This is a genomic window from Pseudomonas frederiksbergensis (assembly GCF_001874645.1).
Taxonomy (GTDB): Bacteria; Pseudomonadota; Gammaproteobacteria; order Pseudomonadales; family Pseudomonadaceae; genus Aquipseudomonas; species Aquipseudomonas frederiksbergensis_B.
In genome coordinates, this window is sequence record NZ_CP017886.1 from 4,123,291 (window position 1) to 4,138,905 (window position 15,615).

Annotated in this window: 17 protein-coding genes and 1 pseudogene; 9 read left to right on the forward strand and 9 right to left on the reverse strand. The window is 58.5% G+C overall.

The window, feature by feature from the left end; genetic code table 11:
• Positions 1 to 10: 10 nt before the first annotated feature.
• From BLL42_RS19770 to metG, 8 genes are all read right to left on the reverse strand, one after another.
• Positions 11 to 193 (reverse strand): PA3496 family putative envelope integrity protein, encoded by a 183-nt coding sequence (locus tag BLL42_RS19770; RefSeq protein ID WP_071553583.1) that lies wholly within the window; start codon positions 191 to 193, stop codon positions 11 to 13.
• A gap of 107 nt (positions 194 to 300) precedes the next feature.
• Positions 301 to 939 carry an endonuclease III gene (nth, locus tag BLL42_RS19775; protein ID WP_071553584.1) on the reverse strand — a complete coding sequence of 213 codons (639 nt, stop codon included), beginning with the start codon at positions 937 to 939 and terminating at the stop codon, positions 301 to 303.
• 24 nt (positions 940 to 963) lie between these two features.
• Complete coding sequence (locus BLL42_RS19780; RefSeq protein WP_071553585.1) at positions 964 to 1,554, reverse strand: Rnf-Nqr domain containing protein; 591 nt, start codon at positions 1,552 to 1,554, stop codon at positions 964 to 966.
• Complete coding sequence (locus tag BLL42_RS19785) at positions 1,551 to 2,156, reverse strand: RnfABCDGE type electron transport complex subunit G (protein WP_071553586.1); 606 nt, start codon at positions 2,154 to 2,156, stop codon at positions 1,551 to 1,553. Before BLL42_RS19785 ends, BLL42_RS19780 begins: the two co-directional genes overlap by 4 nt.
• On the reverse strand, positions 2,153 to 3,151 hold the full coding sequence (locus BLL42_RS19790; RefSeq protein WP_071553587.1) for an RnfABCDGE type electron transport complex subunit D: 999 nt from the start codon (positions 3,149 to 3,151) through the stop codon (positions 2,153 to 2,155). Before BLL42_RS19790 ends, BLL42_RS19785 begins: the two co-directional genes overlap by 4 nt.
• Positions 3,138 to 4,352 carry an electron transport complex subunit RsxB gene (gene rsxB / locus BLL42_RS19795; protein ID WP_071553588.1) on the reverse strand — a complete coding sequence of 405 codons (1,215 nt, stop codon included), beginning with the start codon at positions 4,350 to 4,352 and terminating at the stop codon, positions 3,138 to 3,140. Before rsxB ends, BLL42_RS19790 begins: the two co-directional genes overlap by 14 nt.
• The gene (locus tag BLL42_RS19800) at positions 4,349 to 4,936 is read right to left on the reverse strand and encodes an Rnf-Nqr domain containing protein (protein WP_071553589.1); all 588 of its coding nucleotides are present in this window, start codon (positions 4,934 to 4,936) and stop codon (positions 4,349 to 4,351) included. The genes rsxB and BLL42_RS19800 overlap by 4 nt, the downstream gene beginning before the upstream one ends.
• Before the next feature lie 121 nt (positions 4,937 to 5,057).
• Positions 5,058 to 7,109: a methionine--tRNA ligase gene (gene metG / locus BLL42_RS19805; RefSeq protein WP_071553590.1), complete on the reverse strand. Its 2,052-nt coding sequence runs from the start codon at positions 7,107 to 7,109 to the stop codon at positions 5,058 to 5,060.
• Positions 7,110 to 7,370: 261 nt separating this feature from the next.
• Here metG and apbC point away from each other — a divergent pair, with 261 nt between their 5' ends.
• Positions 7,371 to 8,465 carry an iron-sulfur cluster carrier protein ApbC gene (gene apbC, locus BLL42_RS19810; protein ID WP_071553591.1) on the forward strand — a complete coding sequence of 365 codons (1,095 nt, stop codon included), beginning with the start codon at positions 7,371 to 7,373 and terminating at the stop codon, positions 8,463 to 8,465.
• A 91-nt stretch (positions 8,466 to 8,556) separates the two neighbouring features.
• Here the strand turns inward: apbC and BLL42_RS19815 are convergent, their stop codons facing one another.
• Positions 8,557 to 9,315 (reverse strand): SDR family oxidoreductase, encoded by a 759-nt coding sequence (locus tag BLL42_RS19815; RefSeq protein WP_071553592.1) that lies wholly within the window; start codon positions 9,313 to 9,315, stop codon positions 8,557 to 8,559.
• A 165-nt stretch (positions 9,316 to 9,480) separates the two neighbouring features.
• On the opposite strand from BLL42_RS19815, the gene BLL42_RS19820 reads away from it, so the two are divergent.
• The 8 genes and pseudogenes from BLL42_RS19820 (at position 9,481) to BLL42_RS19850 (ending at position 15,560) form a co-directional block, all read left to right on the forward strand.
• Entirely contained in the window at positions 9,481 to 10,212 is a 732-nt protein-coding gene (locus BLL42_RS19820; RefSeq protein ID WP_071553593.1) for a HugZ family pyridoxamine 5'-phosphate oxidase, read from the forward strand.
• Positions 10,213 to 10,278: 66 nt separating this feature from the next.
• Complete coding sequence (locus BLL42_RS19825) at positions 10,279 to 10,755, forward strand: FxsA family protein (RefSeq protein ID WP_071553594.1); 477 nt, start codon at positions 10,279 to 10,281, stop codon at positions 10,753 to 10,755.
• A gap of 246 nt (positions 10,756 to 11,001) precedes the next feature.
• Positions 11,002 to 11,295 carry a co-chaperone GroES gene (locus BLL42_RS19830; protein ID WP_008032125.1) on the forward strand — a complete coding sequence of 98 codons (294 nt, stop codon included), beginning with the start codon at positions 11,002 to 11,004 and terminating at the stop codon, positions 11,293 to 11,295.
• Between the two features lie 48 nt (positions 11,296 to 11,343).
• On the forward strand, positions 11,344 to 12,987 hold the full coding sequence (gene groL, locus BLL42_RS19835) for a chaperonin GroEL (protein ID WP_071553595.1): 1,644 nt from the start codon (positions 11,344 to 11,346) through the stop codon (positions 12,985 to 12,987).
• A gap of 282 nt (positions 12,988 to 13,269) precedes the next feature.
• The gene (gene colR / locus BLL42_RS19840) at positions 13,270 to 13,953 is read left to right on the forward strand and encodes a two-component system response regulator ColR (protein WP_054593790.1); all 684 of its coding nucleotides are present in this window, start codon (positions 13,270 to 13,272) and stop codon (positions 13,951 to 13,953) included.
• The gene (locus tag BLL42_RS19845) at positions 13,943 to 15,223 is read left to right on the forward strand and encodes a sensor histidine kinase (RefSeq protein WP_071553596.1); all 1,281 of its coding nucleotides are present in this window, start codon (positions 13,943 to 13,945) and stop codon (positions 15,221 to 15,223) included. The genes colR and BLL42_RS19845 overlap by 11 nt, the downstream gene beginning before the upstream one ends.
• A 5-nt stretch (positions 15,224 to 15,228) precedes the next feature.
• Positions 15,229 to 15,327: pseudogene (locus BLL42_RS30525) on the forward strand (lipopolysaccharide kinase InaA family protein); the annotation flags it as partial.
• A gap of 2 nt (positions 15,328 to 15,329) precedes the next feature.
• Complete coding sequence (locus BLL42_RS19850; protein ID WP_071553597.1) at positions 15,330 to 15,560, forward strand: hypothetical protein; 231 nt, start codon at positions 15,330 to 15,332, stop codon at positions 15,558 to 15,560.
• The last annotated feature ends 55 nt before the right edge of the window (positions 15,561 to 15,615 follow it).

Sequence of the window (15,615 nt, forward strand, 5' to 3'; positions counted from 1 at the left end):
CTTTCAGGTGTTAAAGATCAAAATCGTAATCGTCGGCTATTTGCTTTTGCAAGCGGCGCTCCTCCAGGAGATTATCGATGGTGCGACGTTTGCTCAGGTTGGTCTTCGCTACCTCTACCACAGGCTCGGCATCATCGGCTTCAACAGAGATGAAGTCGTCTTCTGTGTCCAGTTGTTCTTTGCCAGTGCTCATAAGGTTAACTCCAGGCTAAGACTGCCATTGGCGCCTCTTATATCGACATTCTCCCGGCGGGTAAAAAAGATTTTTTCAATCGGTCAATCAATAAAAGCAATAGAACCTCAATCGTCAGAGGTCTTTTGCTTGTATTCGCACAGGTCTTCGATTCGACAGCTGCCGCAGCGGGGCTTGCGAGCCAGGCAAACATAGCGCCCGTGGAGGATGAGCCAGTGATGGGAGTCGAGCAAAAACTCTTTGGGTACAAACTTCATCAGTTTCTGTTCCACCTCGACGACATTCTTGCCTGGCGCTAACCCTGTGCGGTTGCTGACACGGAAAATATGCGTGTCAACGGCCATGGTCAACTGACGAAAAGCCGTGTTGAGCACCACGTTTGCGGTCTTTCTACCTACCCCGGGCAGCGCTTCCAGTTCCTCGCGGGTTTGCGGTACTTCGCCACCATGATGTTCTTCCAGCATTCGGCAGGTTTCGATGACATTCCTGGCCTTGCTGTTGAACAGGCCGATGGTCTTGATGTAGTCGGACAATCCTTCTACACCCAGCGCATAAATCGCTGCCGGGGTATTGGCCACCGGAAACAGCTTGGCGGTGGCCTTGTTGACGCCCACGTCAGTGGATTGCGCGGAAAGGATCACGGCGATCAGCAATTCGAAGGGCGATGAGTAGGCCAGTTCGGTTTTCGGTTCTGGATTGTCTTCGTGAAGCCGGCGGAAAATTTCCAGGCGTTTTGCGGCATTCATGAGTAGAGCAGTTCCTTGAGGCGGTCAATGTGAGGTTGAGGCACCAGGCCAGGCTTGTTTGGCGGCTATGAGCAGTCCCAGCAGGATAAACCCACCGGGGGCGAGGATGGTCAGTCGTATGCCGCCGTCAGCGGCAAACAGCCAGCCTTGCCCGTTAGCGTCGGCAAACCCGGTCAACCAGGACAGATGGCTGGCGAATGACCCATTGCCAATCCCTTCACGCAACACACCCAGAGCAACCATTAGCCCAATAAACAGGCCGGACTGGCGAACCCGCTCCATCATTCTTGCCTGGGTGAAAAAGCCGCTGTGCTCCAGCGCAACGCATTGCAGAGCAATCAGGCCTGCATAAATTCCCAACTGCTGATGCAGTTCAAAGGCCCAGGCCTGCAATGCCAATGTTGCGAGGCTGGTCAATGTGGCGGCGAGCGCAATACTGGTGATCAACTGCATGGACGGGACGAGCCGCGGCCGCAATATGCTCATCTTCAAGCCGTAAACACCGATGACCAGCAGCGACAGCAGCGACAGGCTCAAGGCTTTTACCAAGGAGTCGCTGGCGCCGATCAACGGGGTCAGTATCAGAGAGTTCTGCAGCATCGAGGAGTTATTCATTGTCCGCTCCCGATCAGTTGTGGCTGATGTTCGTCGAAATAGCGTAACGCATCATGGATCGCGCTGATCACCGCCCTGGAAGTGACGGTTGCGCCGACCAACTGGTCGAATTGCCCCTGATCTTTTTTCAGTGCCCAGCCACTGTCACCAGGGTCGTTGCGCGACTTGCCGAAAAAGCCCTGAAGCCAGGGATTGGGCTGGTCGGCGATTTTCCCTCCCAGCCCCGGTGTTTCCGATTGCTTGAGGGTTTTGACCCCCAGCAGCTTGCCGTTGATGTCGATCACGATCAGCAGCTCGATCGCGTTTTCGTAACCCGTCACCTGGCTGCGTAATATCACTGCGCTGGGTTTTCCCCCAGCTGTCGCCAGGTAACCGCCCAGCAATGTGCTGTTGCTCAGCGCGATATCCTTGAGTTCGAGTGGCTGGTCCAATGGCTGATTGTCGTAGCTGCCGGCTGGCAGCATGTCGAACAGTTTGCGGCTCTCGATCAAGCGCTGTTCGGCCGAGACGTGTGGCGCAGAGGCGTGTTGCAGGAAAAATGTCGCACCTACGCCCAAACCGGCCACGACTACCAGAATCAGCACACTGAGATTGCGGTTCATGGCGTACGAGGCTCTGGTTGTGCAGCAGCGAGGCGTTCCAGGGCCGGTACGCAGAGATTCATCAGCAGCACCGCAAAGGCCACCCCGTCGGGATAACCGCCCCAGGTTCGTATCAGGTAGGTCAGCAGGCCGACGCCCGCGCCGAACATCAGGCGGGCTTTAGGGCTCTTCGCTCCGGACACCGGTTCGGTCACGATAAAAAATGCCCCGAGCATGCTCGCGCCCGTCAGCAAGTGAAAGAGCGGGGAGCCGTGGGAGTCCGAACCCGAGCCATTCCAGCACAGCAGACTGATGACGAACAGACTACCGAGCATACCGGCCGGTGCATGCCAGCTGAACACCCGCTGCTGTAACAGAAATGCGCCGCCCGCGAGAAAGGCCAGGTTCACCCATTCAATACCCTTGCCGCCAAAGTGGCCAAACGCCGGGCTGCCGGCGAAGAGTTCGTCCATGGTCAGGCTTTTATTGATTCGCAGACTGTCCAGGGCCGTGGCCGTCACCCAGGCGTCCGGCTGCTCGGCACCGCTGAAATTGAAACCGAAAATCTGTTGCAGGCCGGTGAGCAGGTTCATCCCGGGAGACGTTGGCCAGTGGGTCATCTGTCGTGGGAAACACACCAGCACCAGCGCAAAACCGAGCATGGCCGGATTGAACGGGTTTTTGCCAACGCCACCATAAAGGTGCTTGCCGAAAAACATCGCAAAAGCTGCAGCGTTGACCGTCAGCCACCACGGGCAGTAAGGCGGCAATGCCAGTGCCAGCAAGGTGGCACTGACCAACGCACTGCCATCGCTCAACGATGGCTTGAGCGGGTACTTGCGCAAGCGCAGCACTACCGCTTCAACCGCCAACGCGCTGCCGCAGGCCAGCAGCAGGTTGATCAGAACCCCCCAACCAAATAACCAGAACAACACCAGCATCCCCGGCACGGTGGCCAGTAACACCCGCTTCATCGCCTGTTGCAGGCGATCGTCGACCGGCTCAAGGGGCGACATAGGCATTCACCTTGCGCTCGGCTTCGCTAAGCCTTTCGCGGGCCTTGGCCAAGAGTTCCGCGGGCGTATCAAGGTGTCGCTCGAGTTTGCTGACGTCGGCGCGGGCATAAGCCATTTCGGTTTTCAGTTGCCGCAGTTGAGAGTCGATGGGGCGTTTTTCGACGCGTACCAGATCGGGTGCTGGTTTTTCGCTGGCGCCTTCGGCATCGTGCAGCGCCTGTTCCGCTTGAGCCAGGGCTGCGCTGAGTGCTTCCAGTTGCTCGGTGGGGGCTTCGCTGGTCTGGGCTTTTTTTAGTTCGGCGCGGCGCATTGCCAGTTGGATTTTGGCGCGTTTGAGTTCGGCGTCGTTGGCGGGTGCTGTCGGTTGTACGGGAACCATCGGCGCAATGCTTTCGAGTTGTGCCAGGGTCTGCTCGGCGGCTTCGAATTGCTGCTGCAAAATGATCAGTTGGGACTGTTGTTCGAAGGTCGGTGGATGCCCGAATGCCTTCAGTGATTTGTTCAGTTGCGCGCGGCTCATCGCCACATCGATCTTGGCTTTTTTCAGCGCGGCATCGGCGGCAGCGGTTTTTTGTGCCTGGACCCGGGCAATAGCCCCCTGTAGTGGATTATTGCTGGTTTCGCTGTGTTGTGCGGCTTTTTGCGCACGGGCCAGTCGTTCGGCGTGTTTTTGCTCTTCCTCACGACGCAGACGCGCATTGCGCTGTTCAAAGCGCTGTCGGGCGTGATTACGCTTGGCGGTGCGTGCTTGCTGTTCTTCGAGCGTGAAGGCCAGACCACCGACTACCGGTAGCACGTTTGCCGAGGGCAATGGATGCATTTCGATGCAGTCCACCGGGCAGGGCGCTATGCACAGATCACAGCCGGTGCATTCGTCGATGATCACCGTGTGCATCAGTTTTGCCGCGCCGACAATCGCGTCTATCGGGCAGGCCTGAATGCACTTGGTGCAGCCGATGCATTCGGCTTCGCGGATAAACGCAATTTGTGCCGGTGCCGAACCACGGCTGACGTCGAGTTCCAGAACCGGGACTTTCAGCAGCTCGGCCAGCCCCGAAATGGTCTCGTTACCGCCCGGCGGGCACTTGTTGATCGCCTCGCCGCTGGCAATGCCTTCAGCGTAGGGCTTGCATCCGGGGTGGCCGCACTTGCCGCATTGGGTCTGCGGCAGAAGGGCGTCGATACGTTGAATCAGACTCATGTTTTGATCAGTCCGCTGAAGCCAAGAAATGCCACCGCAATCAATCCGGCGCTGATCAGGTCGATCGGCAAGCCACGAAAGGGCAGGGGCACATCGTTATTGAGAGTGCGCTGACGCAGGTCGCTGAACAGACTCAGCACCAGCCAGAAACCCAGCCCGGCGCCGAGACTCAGCGCTGTGTGATCGCCAAAACCTTTGTCGCCCTGCATGCCGAACAGGCTCAGCCCCAGCACACCGGCGTTGCCCAGCAGCAATGGCCACAGTCCACTGAACGGTAACTGTGGCAGGGCACGCTCCAGCAGATTCAGCACGGGTGTAATCAGCAGCACGCTCAAGGGCAAAAACACAAACAGGTGCAAGGACGCCAGACCCAGCGGTATCAGCAGCCAGTGATAGGCCGCGTAACCCAGCAGGCCGCTGAGCAGCATCAGGCAGGTGGTCGCAATGCCCAGGGCATGAACCTGACGACGCTCGATGGTAGGCGTGCGCGTTGACTGTACCAACGGATCGACACCCAGCGGCCAGTGCAATATGAAGTTATTGATCAGGGCGGTGCTGATGAGCGTAAGCAGAATGTCGGTCATGGGCGTGCCGGGTTGAGCGAACGGGCCTGTGCTTAAAGATTAGGCATTATCCGGCAAGGCAGATATGAAAATCCCACCGCCGCGAGTCAACGCGACGGTGGGATGGGTTCAGCCAGGCAACTTACTTGATGCGCTGGCCCGGCTTGGCGCCGCTGTCCGGACTCAACAGGTAGATTTCTTCGCCGCCAGGGCCGGCCGCCATGACCATGCCTTCGGAGATCCCGAAGCGCATTTTGCGTGGCTTGAGGTTGGCGATCATCATCGTCAGACGACCTTCAAGCTTGGCCGGGTCCGGATAGGCGCTCTTGATGCCGGAGAACACGTTGCGTTGCTCGTCACCGATGTCCAGGGTCAGGCGCAGTAGCTTGTCCGCGCCTTCCACCGCTTCGGCCTTGAGGATCAGGGCAACCCGCAGGTCGACGGCAGCAAAGGTATCGAACTCGATCTCGGCCGAGAGCGGATCCTTGACCAGCTCGCCATTGCCTTGGGGCACAGCATCGCCGGTGTCGGTCTGGCTGGCGGCCAGGTCTTCTTTTGAAGCGTCGGTCATGGCTTGCACCTTGACCGGGTCGATGCGGGTCATCAACGGTTTGAACTCGTTCAGCTGATGATTGCTGAGCAGGGTCGCGTGATCGTTCCAGGTCAACGGTGCGACGTTGAGGAACGCCTCGGCGTCGGCGGCCAGCAACGGCAGCACAGGCTTGAGGAAGATCACCAGTTGGCGGAACAGGTTGACGCCGAGGGCGCAGATCGCCTGGACTTCGTCTTGCTTGCCTTCCTGTTTGTTCAGCGACCATGGCGCCTTGTCGGCGATCCAGGCGTTGGCGCGGTCGGCCAGGCCCATGATTTCGCGCATGGCCCGGGCGAAGTCGCGTGCCTCGTAGGCGTCGCAGATGCTCGGCGCAGCGGCCAGGAACGCTTCGGTCAGTTCTGGCGCGGCATTCCCGGCCACCAGCACGCCGGCGTTGCCTTTGTGGATGAAGCCTGCGCAGCGGCTGGCGATGTTGACGACTTTGCCGACCAGGTCGGAGTTGACCTTCTGCACGAAGTCTTCGAGGTTCAGGTCCAGATCGTCGACACCACGGCCAAGTTTGGCTGCGTAGTAGTAGCGCAGGTATTCCGGCGACAGGTGGTCCAGGTACGTCCGGGCCTTGATAAAGGTGCCGCGGGACTTGGACATTTTCTGGCCGTTGACGGTCAGGTAGCCGTGTACGTTGATGCCGGTCGGCTTGCGGTAGCCCGCGCCTTCAAGCATTGCCGGCCAGAACAGTGCGTGGAAGTTGACGATGTCCTTGCCGATGAAGTGGTACAGCTCGGCGCTAGAATCCTTGGCCCAGTACGCGTCGAAGTCCAGTTCCGGACGACGTGCGCAGAGGTTCTTGAAGCTCGCCATGTAGCCGATCGGCGCGTCCAGCCAGACGTAGAAGTACTTGCCTGGCTCGTCCGGGATTTCGAAACCGAAGTACGGCGCATCGCGGGAGATGTCCCACTGTTGCAGGCCGACATCCAGCCATTCGGCGATCTTGTTCGCAACCGCGTCCTGCAGGGTGCCGCTGCGGGTCCATTCCTGCAGCATTTGCTGGAAGTCCGGCAGCTTGAAGAAGAAGTGCTGGGAATCCTTGAGCACCGGTGTGGCGCCAGAGATCGCCGACTTCGGATCTTTCAGGTCGGTGGGCGCGTAGGTGGCACCGCATTTTTCGCAGTTGTCGCCGTACTGGTCTTCAGTGCCGCACTTCGGGCAGGTGCCCTTGATGAAGCGGTCGGCCAGGAACATTTTCTTTTCCGGGTCGAAATACTGGGTGATCGAGCGCGTGGCAATGTGCCCGGCGTCACGCAGCTTCAGGTAGATCTGGCTCGACAGCTCACGGTTTTCTTCGGCGTGAGTGGAGTGGAAATTGTCGAAGTCCACCAGGAACTCGGCAAAGTCGGCGCTGTGTTCAGCCTGGACATTGGCGATCAGTTGTTCCGGGGTGATGCCTTCTTTTTCTGCGCGCAGCATGATGGCCGAACCGTGGGCGTCGTCCGCGCAGACGTAAGTGCATTGATTGCCGCGATGCTTCTGGAAGCGCACCCACATATCGGTCTGGATGTACTCAAGCATATGGCCAAGGTGGATTGAACCATTGGCATAGGGCAGGGCGCTGGTGACGAGGATCTTGCGTGGCTCGGACATGGGGCTCGGCTACTTGATGAAACGGAGGTCGGCCACTATAAAGCGCCGGCGCAGATTTTTCACCCCGTGAGCCTGTTTCATTGGATGAGCAACCGGGGATGCAGTCAAAAGATCGCAGCCTGCGGCAGCTCCTACAGAAGCAAAGGAATACGTAAATCTTGTAGGAGCTGCCGCAGGCTGCGATCTTTTGGGCATCCCGCCAATCCATCAGAACAGGTACGATACCCGTCTGATTTTCCAGTCTTGTTATCGGAGTTGCCCATGAGCGCCGTCAATCGCGCAGCGGTGGAAGCCGTCCTTCGTCAGTACATCGATCCTTACCTGAACCAGGATCCGATCAGCGCCGGTTGTCTGCGCAGCATCGACATCCAGGGTGACCGCGTCAGCGTTCAGCTGGAACTGGGCTACGCCGCCGGCCTGTTCAAGAGTGGCTGGGCGCAGATGCTGCAAATGGCTATCGAGGGCCTGGATGGCGTGACTTCGGCCAAAGTCGATATCACCACTGTGATTGCCGCGCACAAGGCTCAGGCGCAGATTCCAGGCTTGGCCAACGTCAAGAATGTGGTCGCGGTGGCGTCCGGCAAGGGCGGTGTGGGCAAATCCACCACCGCCGCCAACCTCGCGCTGGCCCTGGCCCGCGAAGGCGCCAAGGTCGGGATCCTGGACGCCGATATCTATGGCCCGAGCCAGGGCATCATGTTTGGCATCCCGGAAGGCACCCGACCAAAGATCAAGGACCAGAAGTGGTTCGTGCCGATTGAGTCTCATGGCGTTGAAGTCATGTCCATGGCGTTTCTGACCGACGACAACACGCCGATGGTCTGGCGTGGCCCGATGGTTTCCGGGGCGTTGCTGCAACTGGTGACGCAGACCGCCTGGAGCGATCTGGATTATCTGGTGATCGATATGCCGCCGGGCACCGGTGACATTCAGTTGACCCTGGCGCAAAAAGTCCCGGTGGCGGGTGCGGTGATCGTCACCACGCCGCAGGATCTGGCGCTGCTGGACGCCCGCAAAGGCGTGGAGATGTTTCGCAAGGTCAACATTCCAGTGCTCGGCGTGGTGGAAAACATGGCCGTGCACATCTGTTCCAACTGCGGTCATGCCGAGCACCTGTTCGGTGAAGGCGGCGGCGAGAAGCTGGCCAACCAATATGGCGTCGAACTGCTGGCATCGCTGCCGCTGTCGATGTTGATCCGCGAGCAGGCTGACGGCGGCAAGCCTACGGTGATCGCAGAACCCGAAAGCCAGATCGCCATGGTCTACCAGGAACTGGCCCGTCACGTCGGTGCGCGGATTGTCTTGCAGGAAGCGGTCACGCCAGCGATGCCGAATATCACCGTCAGCGACGATTGATTTGCGCTAGCCCCAAAAAGATCGCAGCCTGTGGCAGCTCTTACACCGGTTCCGTGGGAGCTGCCGCAGGCTGCGATCGTTTGATCTTGCTTTAAATCCGCAAACCGCCATCCATTTCCAGGATCCGGCCGGTGTAGTAGTCGTTCTCGAAAATATACGCCGCCGAATGGGCGATTTCTTCCGGCTTGCCCATGCGCTTGAGTGGAATCCCGGACGTCATTTTCTCCAGCGCTTCAGGCTTCATGCCCAGGGTCATTTCGGTTTCGATGAAGCCCGGAGCGATACCGGCGACACGAATGCCGTAGCGCGCCAGCTCCTTGGCCCAGGTCACGGTGGCCGCAGCAACACCGGCCTTGGCGGCGGAGTAGTTGGTCTGGCCGACGTTGCCGGCGCGCGAAATCGAGGAGATGTTGATAATCGCGCCGCTGTTTTTCAGCTCGACCATCTTCGCCGCCACTTCACGGGTGCACAGGAACACGCCGGTCAGGTTGACGTCGATCACAGCCTGCCATTGGGCCAGGCTCATCCTGGTCATTTCGCCGTCCTTGACCTTGATCAGCAGGCCATCGCGCAGGATCCCGGCGTTGTTGATCAGGCCATGGATCGCGCCGAAGTCTTCGGCAACCTGGGCGACCATGTGAGTCACCTGTTCTTCATTGGCGACGTTGCACAGGTACGCGCGAGCCTCGACGCCGGCGGCTTTGCAGGCAGCAACGGTCTGGTCGAGTTTTTCCTGGTTGAGGTCGACCAGCGCCAGTTTCGCGCCCTTGGCGGCGAAATACTCGGCCATCGAACGGCCTAAACCCTGGCAACCGCCGGTGATAATGATTACTTTGTCAGTGAGTTGCATTCGCATGCCCCAATAGCAGGTCAGAGTGGTTTCCTTTTAGAGAGCCTCTCGATCTGCACCTGACGTGGCCTGGCTGCACATGAGAACTGCCCCGATGGCATTGCTGGAACTTTGCCCCAGGTGCCTGTCCGTTTTTTTGACGGATTCTATATAAGGAGTCATAAATTGAGCGTTGAAGCTGCCAAGCATGCCCGAGAATTGCTGCTCAAGGAATACCGCGGAGTGCTCTCGACGCACTCCAAGGCGATGCCCGGTTTCCCGTTCGGCTCAGTGGTTCCTTATTGCCTGGACGAGCAGGGCCGGCCGCTGATCCTGATCAGCCGGATCGCCCAGCACACCCATAATCTGCAAAAAGATCCCAAGTGCTCACTGTTGGTGGGCGAGCGCGAGGCTGAAGACGTGCAGGCCGTTGGTCGCCTGACCTACCTGGCCGAAGCGGAAAAAATTGAAGACCAGATCGCCATCGACGCTGCCGCCGAGCGTTACTACCGCTATTTCCCGGACTCGCAGAACTACCACAAGGCGCATGATTTCGACTTCTGGGTACTCAAACCGGTACGGCATCGCTACATCGGCGGTTTCGGTGCGATTCACTGGGTCGACCAGTTGATCCTGGCCAACCCGTTTGCCGGCAAGGCTGAAGCGAGCATGGTCGAGCACATGAACGCCGATCACGCCAAGGCCATCGCCCATTACGTTGACCTTGCCGGCTTGCCGAAAACTTCGCCCGCTCAGTTGGTGGGTATCGACACCGAAGGCATGCACCTGCGCATTGGTCAGGGGCTGTACTGGTTGCCGTTCCCGGAGGTGTGTAATACGCCGACACAAGTGCGCGAAGCCTTGGTTTTACTGGCCCACGCCGAGCATTGGCCGAAAAATGCGATAGCCGACGCTTGAAATCACGAAATGGCGACGTCATCTAAGTTCTACTTGCAAGGCATTCTTGCGTTGAGGAACCATTTGATGCGCCCTTTTTTGTTGCTCTTTCTGCTGTTTCCGGTGTTGGAGCTGTTCGTATTCGTCAAGGTCAGCGCGGCCATCGGGTTTTTCCCGGCGCTGCTGCTGATCATTCTCGGCTCGATGTTCGGCGTGTTCGTGCTGCGTATCGCCGGTCTGGCTACCGCATTGCGCGCTCGTGAAAGTCTGAACCGCGGCGAGTTGCCAGCGCAGACCATGCTTGAAGGCCTGATGCTGGCCCTGGGTGGCGGTCTGTTGATCCTGCCAGGTTTCATCAGCAGCGTGATCGGCCTGATCATGACGTTGCCGCTTACCCGTCGGTTGCTGGCCAACACGATGCGCAAGCGCGCCGAAGAACAGGCGATTCGTCAGCGGGCCTTTGCCGATGATCTGCAGCCCCGTGGCGGCCCGGCTCCGCGTCAGCCACTGGGGCGTGAGCCGAACGTGATCGAAGGCGAGTTTGAACACCGCGATTCCAAGTAACCCCTTTATCAACACGGCGCCTTCGGGTGCCGTGTTCGTTTCTGTGGTCAGTGCCGTAAAAAATTTCACTGCCCAGCCCTTGTAATAAGCTTATGCGCCCTTATGTAACGGTCACCGCAAGGTTTCTGGTGAAGATCACCAGACAGACTTCCGCGGTTCGCTTGACGAGCCGCAACCGGCAACGCCGGAATTTAACCCGCCGGGATTACACCGGCCGCTGAAAACCACAATTAGGAGAGATCGACAATGAAGCTTCGTCCTCTGCATGACCGCGTCGTCATCCGTCGCAGCGAAGAAGAAAAGAAAACCGCTGGCGGTATCGTTCTGCCAGGTTCGGCTGCCGAAAAAGCCAACAGCGGTGAAGTCCTTGCTGTCGGTACCGGCCGCGTGCTGGACAACGGTGAAGTGCGTGCGCTGGCCGTGAAAGTGGGTGACAAGGTTGTGTTTGGCCCGTACTCCGGCAGCAACACTGTGAAAGTCGACGGTGAAGACCTGCTGGTAATGGCTGAGAACGAGATTCTCGCTGTTATCGAAGGCTGATTTCCGCTCAATTTCCCGCTACTACAAAGTATTTAAGGAATATCGATCATGGCTGCTAAAGAAGTTAAATTCGGCGATTCCGCCCGTAAGAAAATGCTCGCCGGTGTCAACGTCCTGGCTGACGCAGTAAAAGCGACCCTGGGTCCTAAAGGCCGTAACGTGATCATCGAGAAGAGCTTCGGCGCTCCGACCATCACCAAGGACGGCGTTTCCGTAGCCAAAGAAATCGAACTCAAAGATCGTTTCGAAAACATGGGCGCGCAGCTGGTCAAAGACGTTGCCTCCCGTGCCAACGATGATGCAGGCGACGGCACCACCACCGCGACCGTTCTGGCTCAATCGATCGTCAACGAAGGCCTGAAAGCCGTCGCTGCCGGCATGAACCCGATGGACCTGAAGCGCGGCATCGACAAAGCGACCATCGCTATCGTCAAAGAGCTGAAAGCCCTGTCCAAGCCATGCGCTGACACCAAGGCCATCGCTCAGGTCGGCACCATCTCGGCCAACTCCGACACCTCCATCGGCGACATCATTGCCGAAGCCATGGAAAAAGTCGGTAAAGAAGGCGTGATCACCGTTGAAGAAGGCTCGGGCCTGGAAAACGAACTGTCGGTTGTAGAAGGCATGCAGTTCGACCGTGGCTACCTGTCCCCGTACTTCGTCAACAAGCCAGAGACCATGACCGCCGAACTGGACGGTCCGCTGATCTTGCTGGTCGACAAAAAGATCTCGAACATCCGCGAAATGCTGCCAGTACTGGAAGCCGTCGCCAAAGCCGGCCGTCCTCTGCTGATCGTGGCCGAAGACGTTGAAGGCGAAGCCCTGGCGACTCTGGTTGTGAACAACATGCGTGGCATCGTTAAAGTCGCAGCCGTCAAGGCTCCAGGCTTCGGCGACCGTCGCAAGGCCATGCTGCAGGACATCGCTGTCCTGACTGGCGGTACCGTTATCTCCGAAGAGATCGGTCTGAGCCTGGAAAGCACTACCCTGGAACACCTGGGTAATGCCAAGCGCGTGATCCTGTCCAAAGAAAACACCACCGTGATCGACGGCGCCGGCGTTGAAGCTGATATCCAGGCTCGCGTTCTGCAAATCCGTCAGCAAGTGGCTGACACTTCGTCGGATTACGACCGTGAGAAACTGCAAGAGCGTCTTGCCAAGCTGTCCGGCGGCGTTGCAGTGATCAAGGTTGGTGCTGGTTCCGAAGTTGAAATGAAAGAGAAGAAAGCCCGCGTTGAAGACGCCCTGCACGCTACCCGTGCAGCCGTTGAAGAAGGCGTGGTACCTGGCGGTGGCGTGGCACTGGTTCGCGCTCTGCAAGCTATCTCTGAGCTGAAAGGCGACAACGATGACCAGAACGTGGGCATCCAGTTGCTGCGTCGCGCTGTTGAAGCGCCACTGCGCCAGATCGTTGCCAACTCCGGTGACGAGCCAAGCGTAGTAGTCGACAAGGTCAAGCAGGGTTCGGGTAACTACGGTTACAACGCTGCTACCGGCGAATACGGCGACATGATCGAAATGGGTATCCTGGATCCGGCCAAAGTGACTCGTTCGGCTCTGCAAGCGGCTTCGTCGATTGCCAGCCTGATGATCACCACCGAAGCCATGATCGCCGAGATCAAGGAAGACGGTCCAGCTGGCGGCGGCATGCCAGACATGGGCGGTATGGGCGGCATGGGCGGCATGATGTAAGCCAGCCTTACCCTGTACAAAAAAACCCCGCTGGCGTTAAGCCCGCGGGGTTTTTTATTGTCCGTGAACATCAAAAGATCGCAGGCTGCGCCAGCTCCTACAGGATGTACTCCGATCTAATGTAGGAGCTGGCGCAGCCTGCGATCTTTTGATCTTCGGTCAGACGAAAACCCGGCGGGCATTCTGACAGGGTGGATAATCAGACAGCCCTATCCCTGAACCACTCTTGGCCTTAAGCTGCGCGGGCCAAGACGGCCGTTACTGTGTACGGAGCAAGTGCCCATGCGAATTCTATTGGTTGAAGACAACCGCGACATCCTCGCCAATCTGGCTGATTATCTGGGGCTTAAAGGCTATACCGTGGATTGCGCGCAGGACGGTTTGTCAGGTCTGCACCTGGCGGCCACCGAGCATTACGACCTGATCGTGCTCGACATCATGCTGCCCGGCATCGATGGCTACACCCTGTGCAAACGCCTGCGTGAAGATGCCCGGCGCGATACCCCGGTGATCATGCTGACTGCCCGTGACCAACTGGATGACCGGCTGCAGGGCTTCAAGTCCGGTGCCGATGATTACCTGGTCAAACCGTTTGCCCTGTCTGAACTGGCGGCGCGTATCGAGGCGGTCATGCGTCGTACTCAGGGTGGCGGTCGCCGTGCCTTGCAGGTTGGCGATCTGAGCTACGACCTCGACACGCTGGAAGTGACCCGCGAAGGTCGCCTGCTGAAACTCAACCCGGTAGGCCTCAAGCTGCTGGCGGTGTTGATGCAGAAAAGCCCGCACGTCTTGCGTCGCGAAATACTCGAAGAAGCCCTCTGGGGGGATGATTGTCCGGACAGCGACAGCCTGCGCAGTCACGTCCATCAGTTGCGTCAGGTGATCGACAAGCCGTTCGCCAAACCATTGCTGCAAACCGTGCACGGCGTCGGCTATCGTCTGGCCGAGGGGCGTGATGGAGTTTAAGCAGAGCCTTGCTCAGCGAATCATTATTGCCTTTGCCTTGATGAGTGCGTTGGTGGCGGGTGCATTTGCCATGGGCATCGTGGCGACTGTACATCTGGTCGAAGCAAAGCTGATTTCGGCAGGCTTGGGTGGCGATCTACAGCGTTTGCTGTTGATGGACAGTATGGCCGACTGGAGTCACCGTCCCGAGCCCGATCAGTTGTTCTACTTCAGTGGCGGCCCTGGCGACTTTGACTTGCCCAGGGAGCTGCGGCACCTGGATGCGGGCTTTCATGAAGTGTTTCGCGAGCATCTGTCGTACCACGCGATCGTCGAGATCGTTGATGGCCGGCGTTACGTCCTGCTGCAAGATCAGAGCGATTTCGAAGAGCGCGAGCGTGTGCTGTTTGCCGTGGTGCTGGTGGGGTTTGTATTAAGTCTGGCATTAGCGGTGTTCCTCGGCTGGGTCCTGGCGCGCAAGGTCATGGCACCGGTGGTCCGGCTGGCGCGTCAGGTGCGCCACCGCGATCAACTGCTCGGTCTGGCACCGCCCCTGGCGCCGGACTATGCTGCCGATGAAGTAGGTGAACTGGCCGTTGCCTTCGACGCCACGCTGGGCCGATTGCGCCAGGCACTGAGCCGCGAACGGCTGTTCACCAGCGACGTCAGTCACGAACTGCGTACCCCGTTGATGGTATTGGCCAGCTCCTGCGAATTGTTGCTGGAGAACCCGGACCTCGATCAGCGCAGTCGCAACCAGGTCGAGCGGATCGCACGTGCCTGTGAAGAGATGCGCGAACTGGTCCAGACCTTTCTGATGCTCGCCCGGGCCCAGCGCGAAGATGCCAGCATGTCGCCGCAACTGACCCTGGGGCAGGTGGCCGAGGACTTGCTCGGCCTGTGGCGCGAGCCGATCGAGAACAAGGGGCTCACGCTGTTTTATGAACCCGGCAACCCGATGGATACGCGCTACAACGCGACATTCTTGCATGCGGTCATGGGTAACCTGTTGCGTAATGCCTTGCACTACACCGACAGCGGGTTTATCCGCCTGACCATTTTGCCTTGCGGTTTTCTGGTCGAAGACAGCGGTGTCGGTATTCCCGAAGAAAAGCGCGAAGCGATGTTCGAGCCGTTTGTGCGCGGTAGCGAGAAGCGTGGGGAAGGCCTTGGGCTGGGCCTGTCGCTGGTGCAGCGGATTTGTGAAAACCAGGGCTGGAGCGTCAGTCTCAGCACCATGGAGCCCAACGGCTGCCGCTTTTATGTCGAACTGGGTAAGCCAGACGCCTGATGCCTCGGCCGCTGTGCCGCCACTCGTCGTGGGCCCCGGCAGATTGGGAAAGGCTCGTCTATTTTTATAAGAAGGCGTTTGGCAGCTCCCTCAAAGGTTTTTAGCGATGAAACTAGAATTTGCTAGAGGTCTATTTATGGCAGGAGCCTTGGCAGTTGTTTCATTGGCGGTGGTTGGTCTGGAGCAGCCACGTACGCAAGTTCTCAGTGCAATGAATGGCGGCGTGCATTGCCCATTGCCACGGGTTGTCAAGTCATCCGTGGTGAGCCACTCCGATAATGATGAGTTGTTTTTGTTCATGATCGGCATGACTCAGGGAATGAAACACCAGAGTTGAAAATCCTCTAGCCCACATCAAAGGCCTTGCAAATGCGAGGCCTTGTGTTTTTTGT

Bases quoted from the DNA above. Each gene is read 5' to 3' on its own strand.
- BLL42_RS19850 (WP_071553597.1), top strand. From the start codon at position 15,330: ATGAAACTAGAATTTGCTAGAGGTCTATTTATGGCAGGAGCCTTGGCA.
- BLL42_RS19790 (WP_071553587.1), bottom strand. From the start codon at position 3,151: ATGTCGCCCCTTGAGCCGGTCGACGATCGCCTGCAACAGGCGATGAAG.
- BLL42_RS19830 (WP_008032125.1), top strand. From the start codon at position 11,002: ATGAAGCTTCGTCCTCTGCATGACCGCGTCGTCATCCGTCGCAGCGAA.
- nth (WP_071553584.1), bottom strand. From the start codon at position 939: ATGAATGCCGCAAAACGCCTGGAAATTTTCCGCCGGCTTCACGAAGAC.
- apbC (WP_071553591.1), top strand. From the start codon at position 7,371: ATGAGCGCCGTCAATCGCGCAGCGGTGGAAGCCGTCCTTCGTCAGTAC.
- BLL42_RS19800 (WP_071553589.1), bottom strand. From the start codon at position 4,936: ATGACCGACATTCTGCTTACGCTCATCAGCACCGCCCTGATCAATAAC.
- BLL42_RS19845 (WP_071553596.1), top strand. From the start codon at position 13,943: ATGGAGTTTAAGCAGAGCCTTGCTCAGCGAATCATTATTGCCTTTGCC.
- colR (WP_054593790.1), top strand. From the start codon at position 13,270: ATGCGAATTCTATTGGTTGAAGACAACCGCGACATCCTCGCCAATCTG.
- groL (WP_071553595.1), top strand. From the start codon at position 11,344: ATGGCTGCTAAAGAAGTTAAATTCGGCGATTCCGCCCGTAAGAAAATG.
- rsxB (WP_071553588.1), bottom strand. From the start codon at position 4,352: ATGAGTCTGATTCAACGTATCGACGCCCTTCTGCCGCAGACCCAATGC.
- BLL42_RS19780 (WP_071553585.1), bottom strand. From the start codon at position 1,554: ATGAATAACTCCTCGATGCTGCAGAACTCTCTGATACTGACCCCGTTG.
- BLL42_RS19785 (WP_071553586.1), bottom strand. From the start codon at position 2,156: ATGAACCGCAATCTCAGTGTGCTGATTCTGGTAGTCGTGGCCGGTTTG.
- BLL42_RS19825 (WP_071553594.1), top strand. From the start codon at position 10,279: ATGCGCCCTTTTTTGTTGCTCTTTCTGCTGTTTCCGGTGTTGGAGCTG.
- metG (WP_071553590.1), bottom strand. From the start codon at position 7,109: ATGTCCGAGCCACGCAAGATCCTCGTCACCAGCGCCCTGCCCTATGCC.
- BLL42_RS19815 (WP_071553592.1), bottom strand. From the start codon at position 9,315: ATGCAACTCACTGACAAAGTAATCATTATCACCGGCGGTTGCCAGGGT.
- BLL42_RS19770 (WP_071553583.1), bottom strand. From the start codon at position 193: ATGAGCACTGGCAAAGAACAACTGGACACAGAAGACGACTTCATCTCT.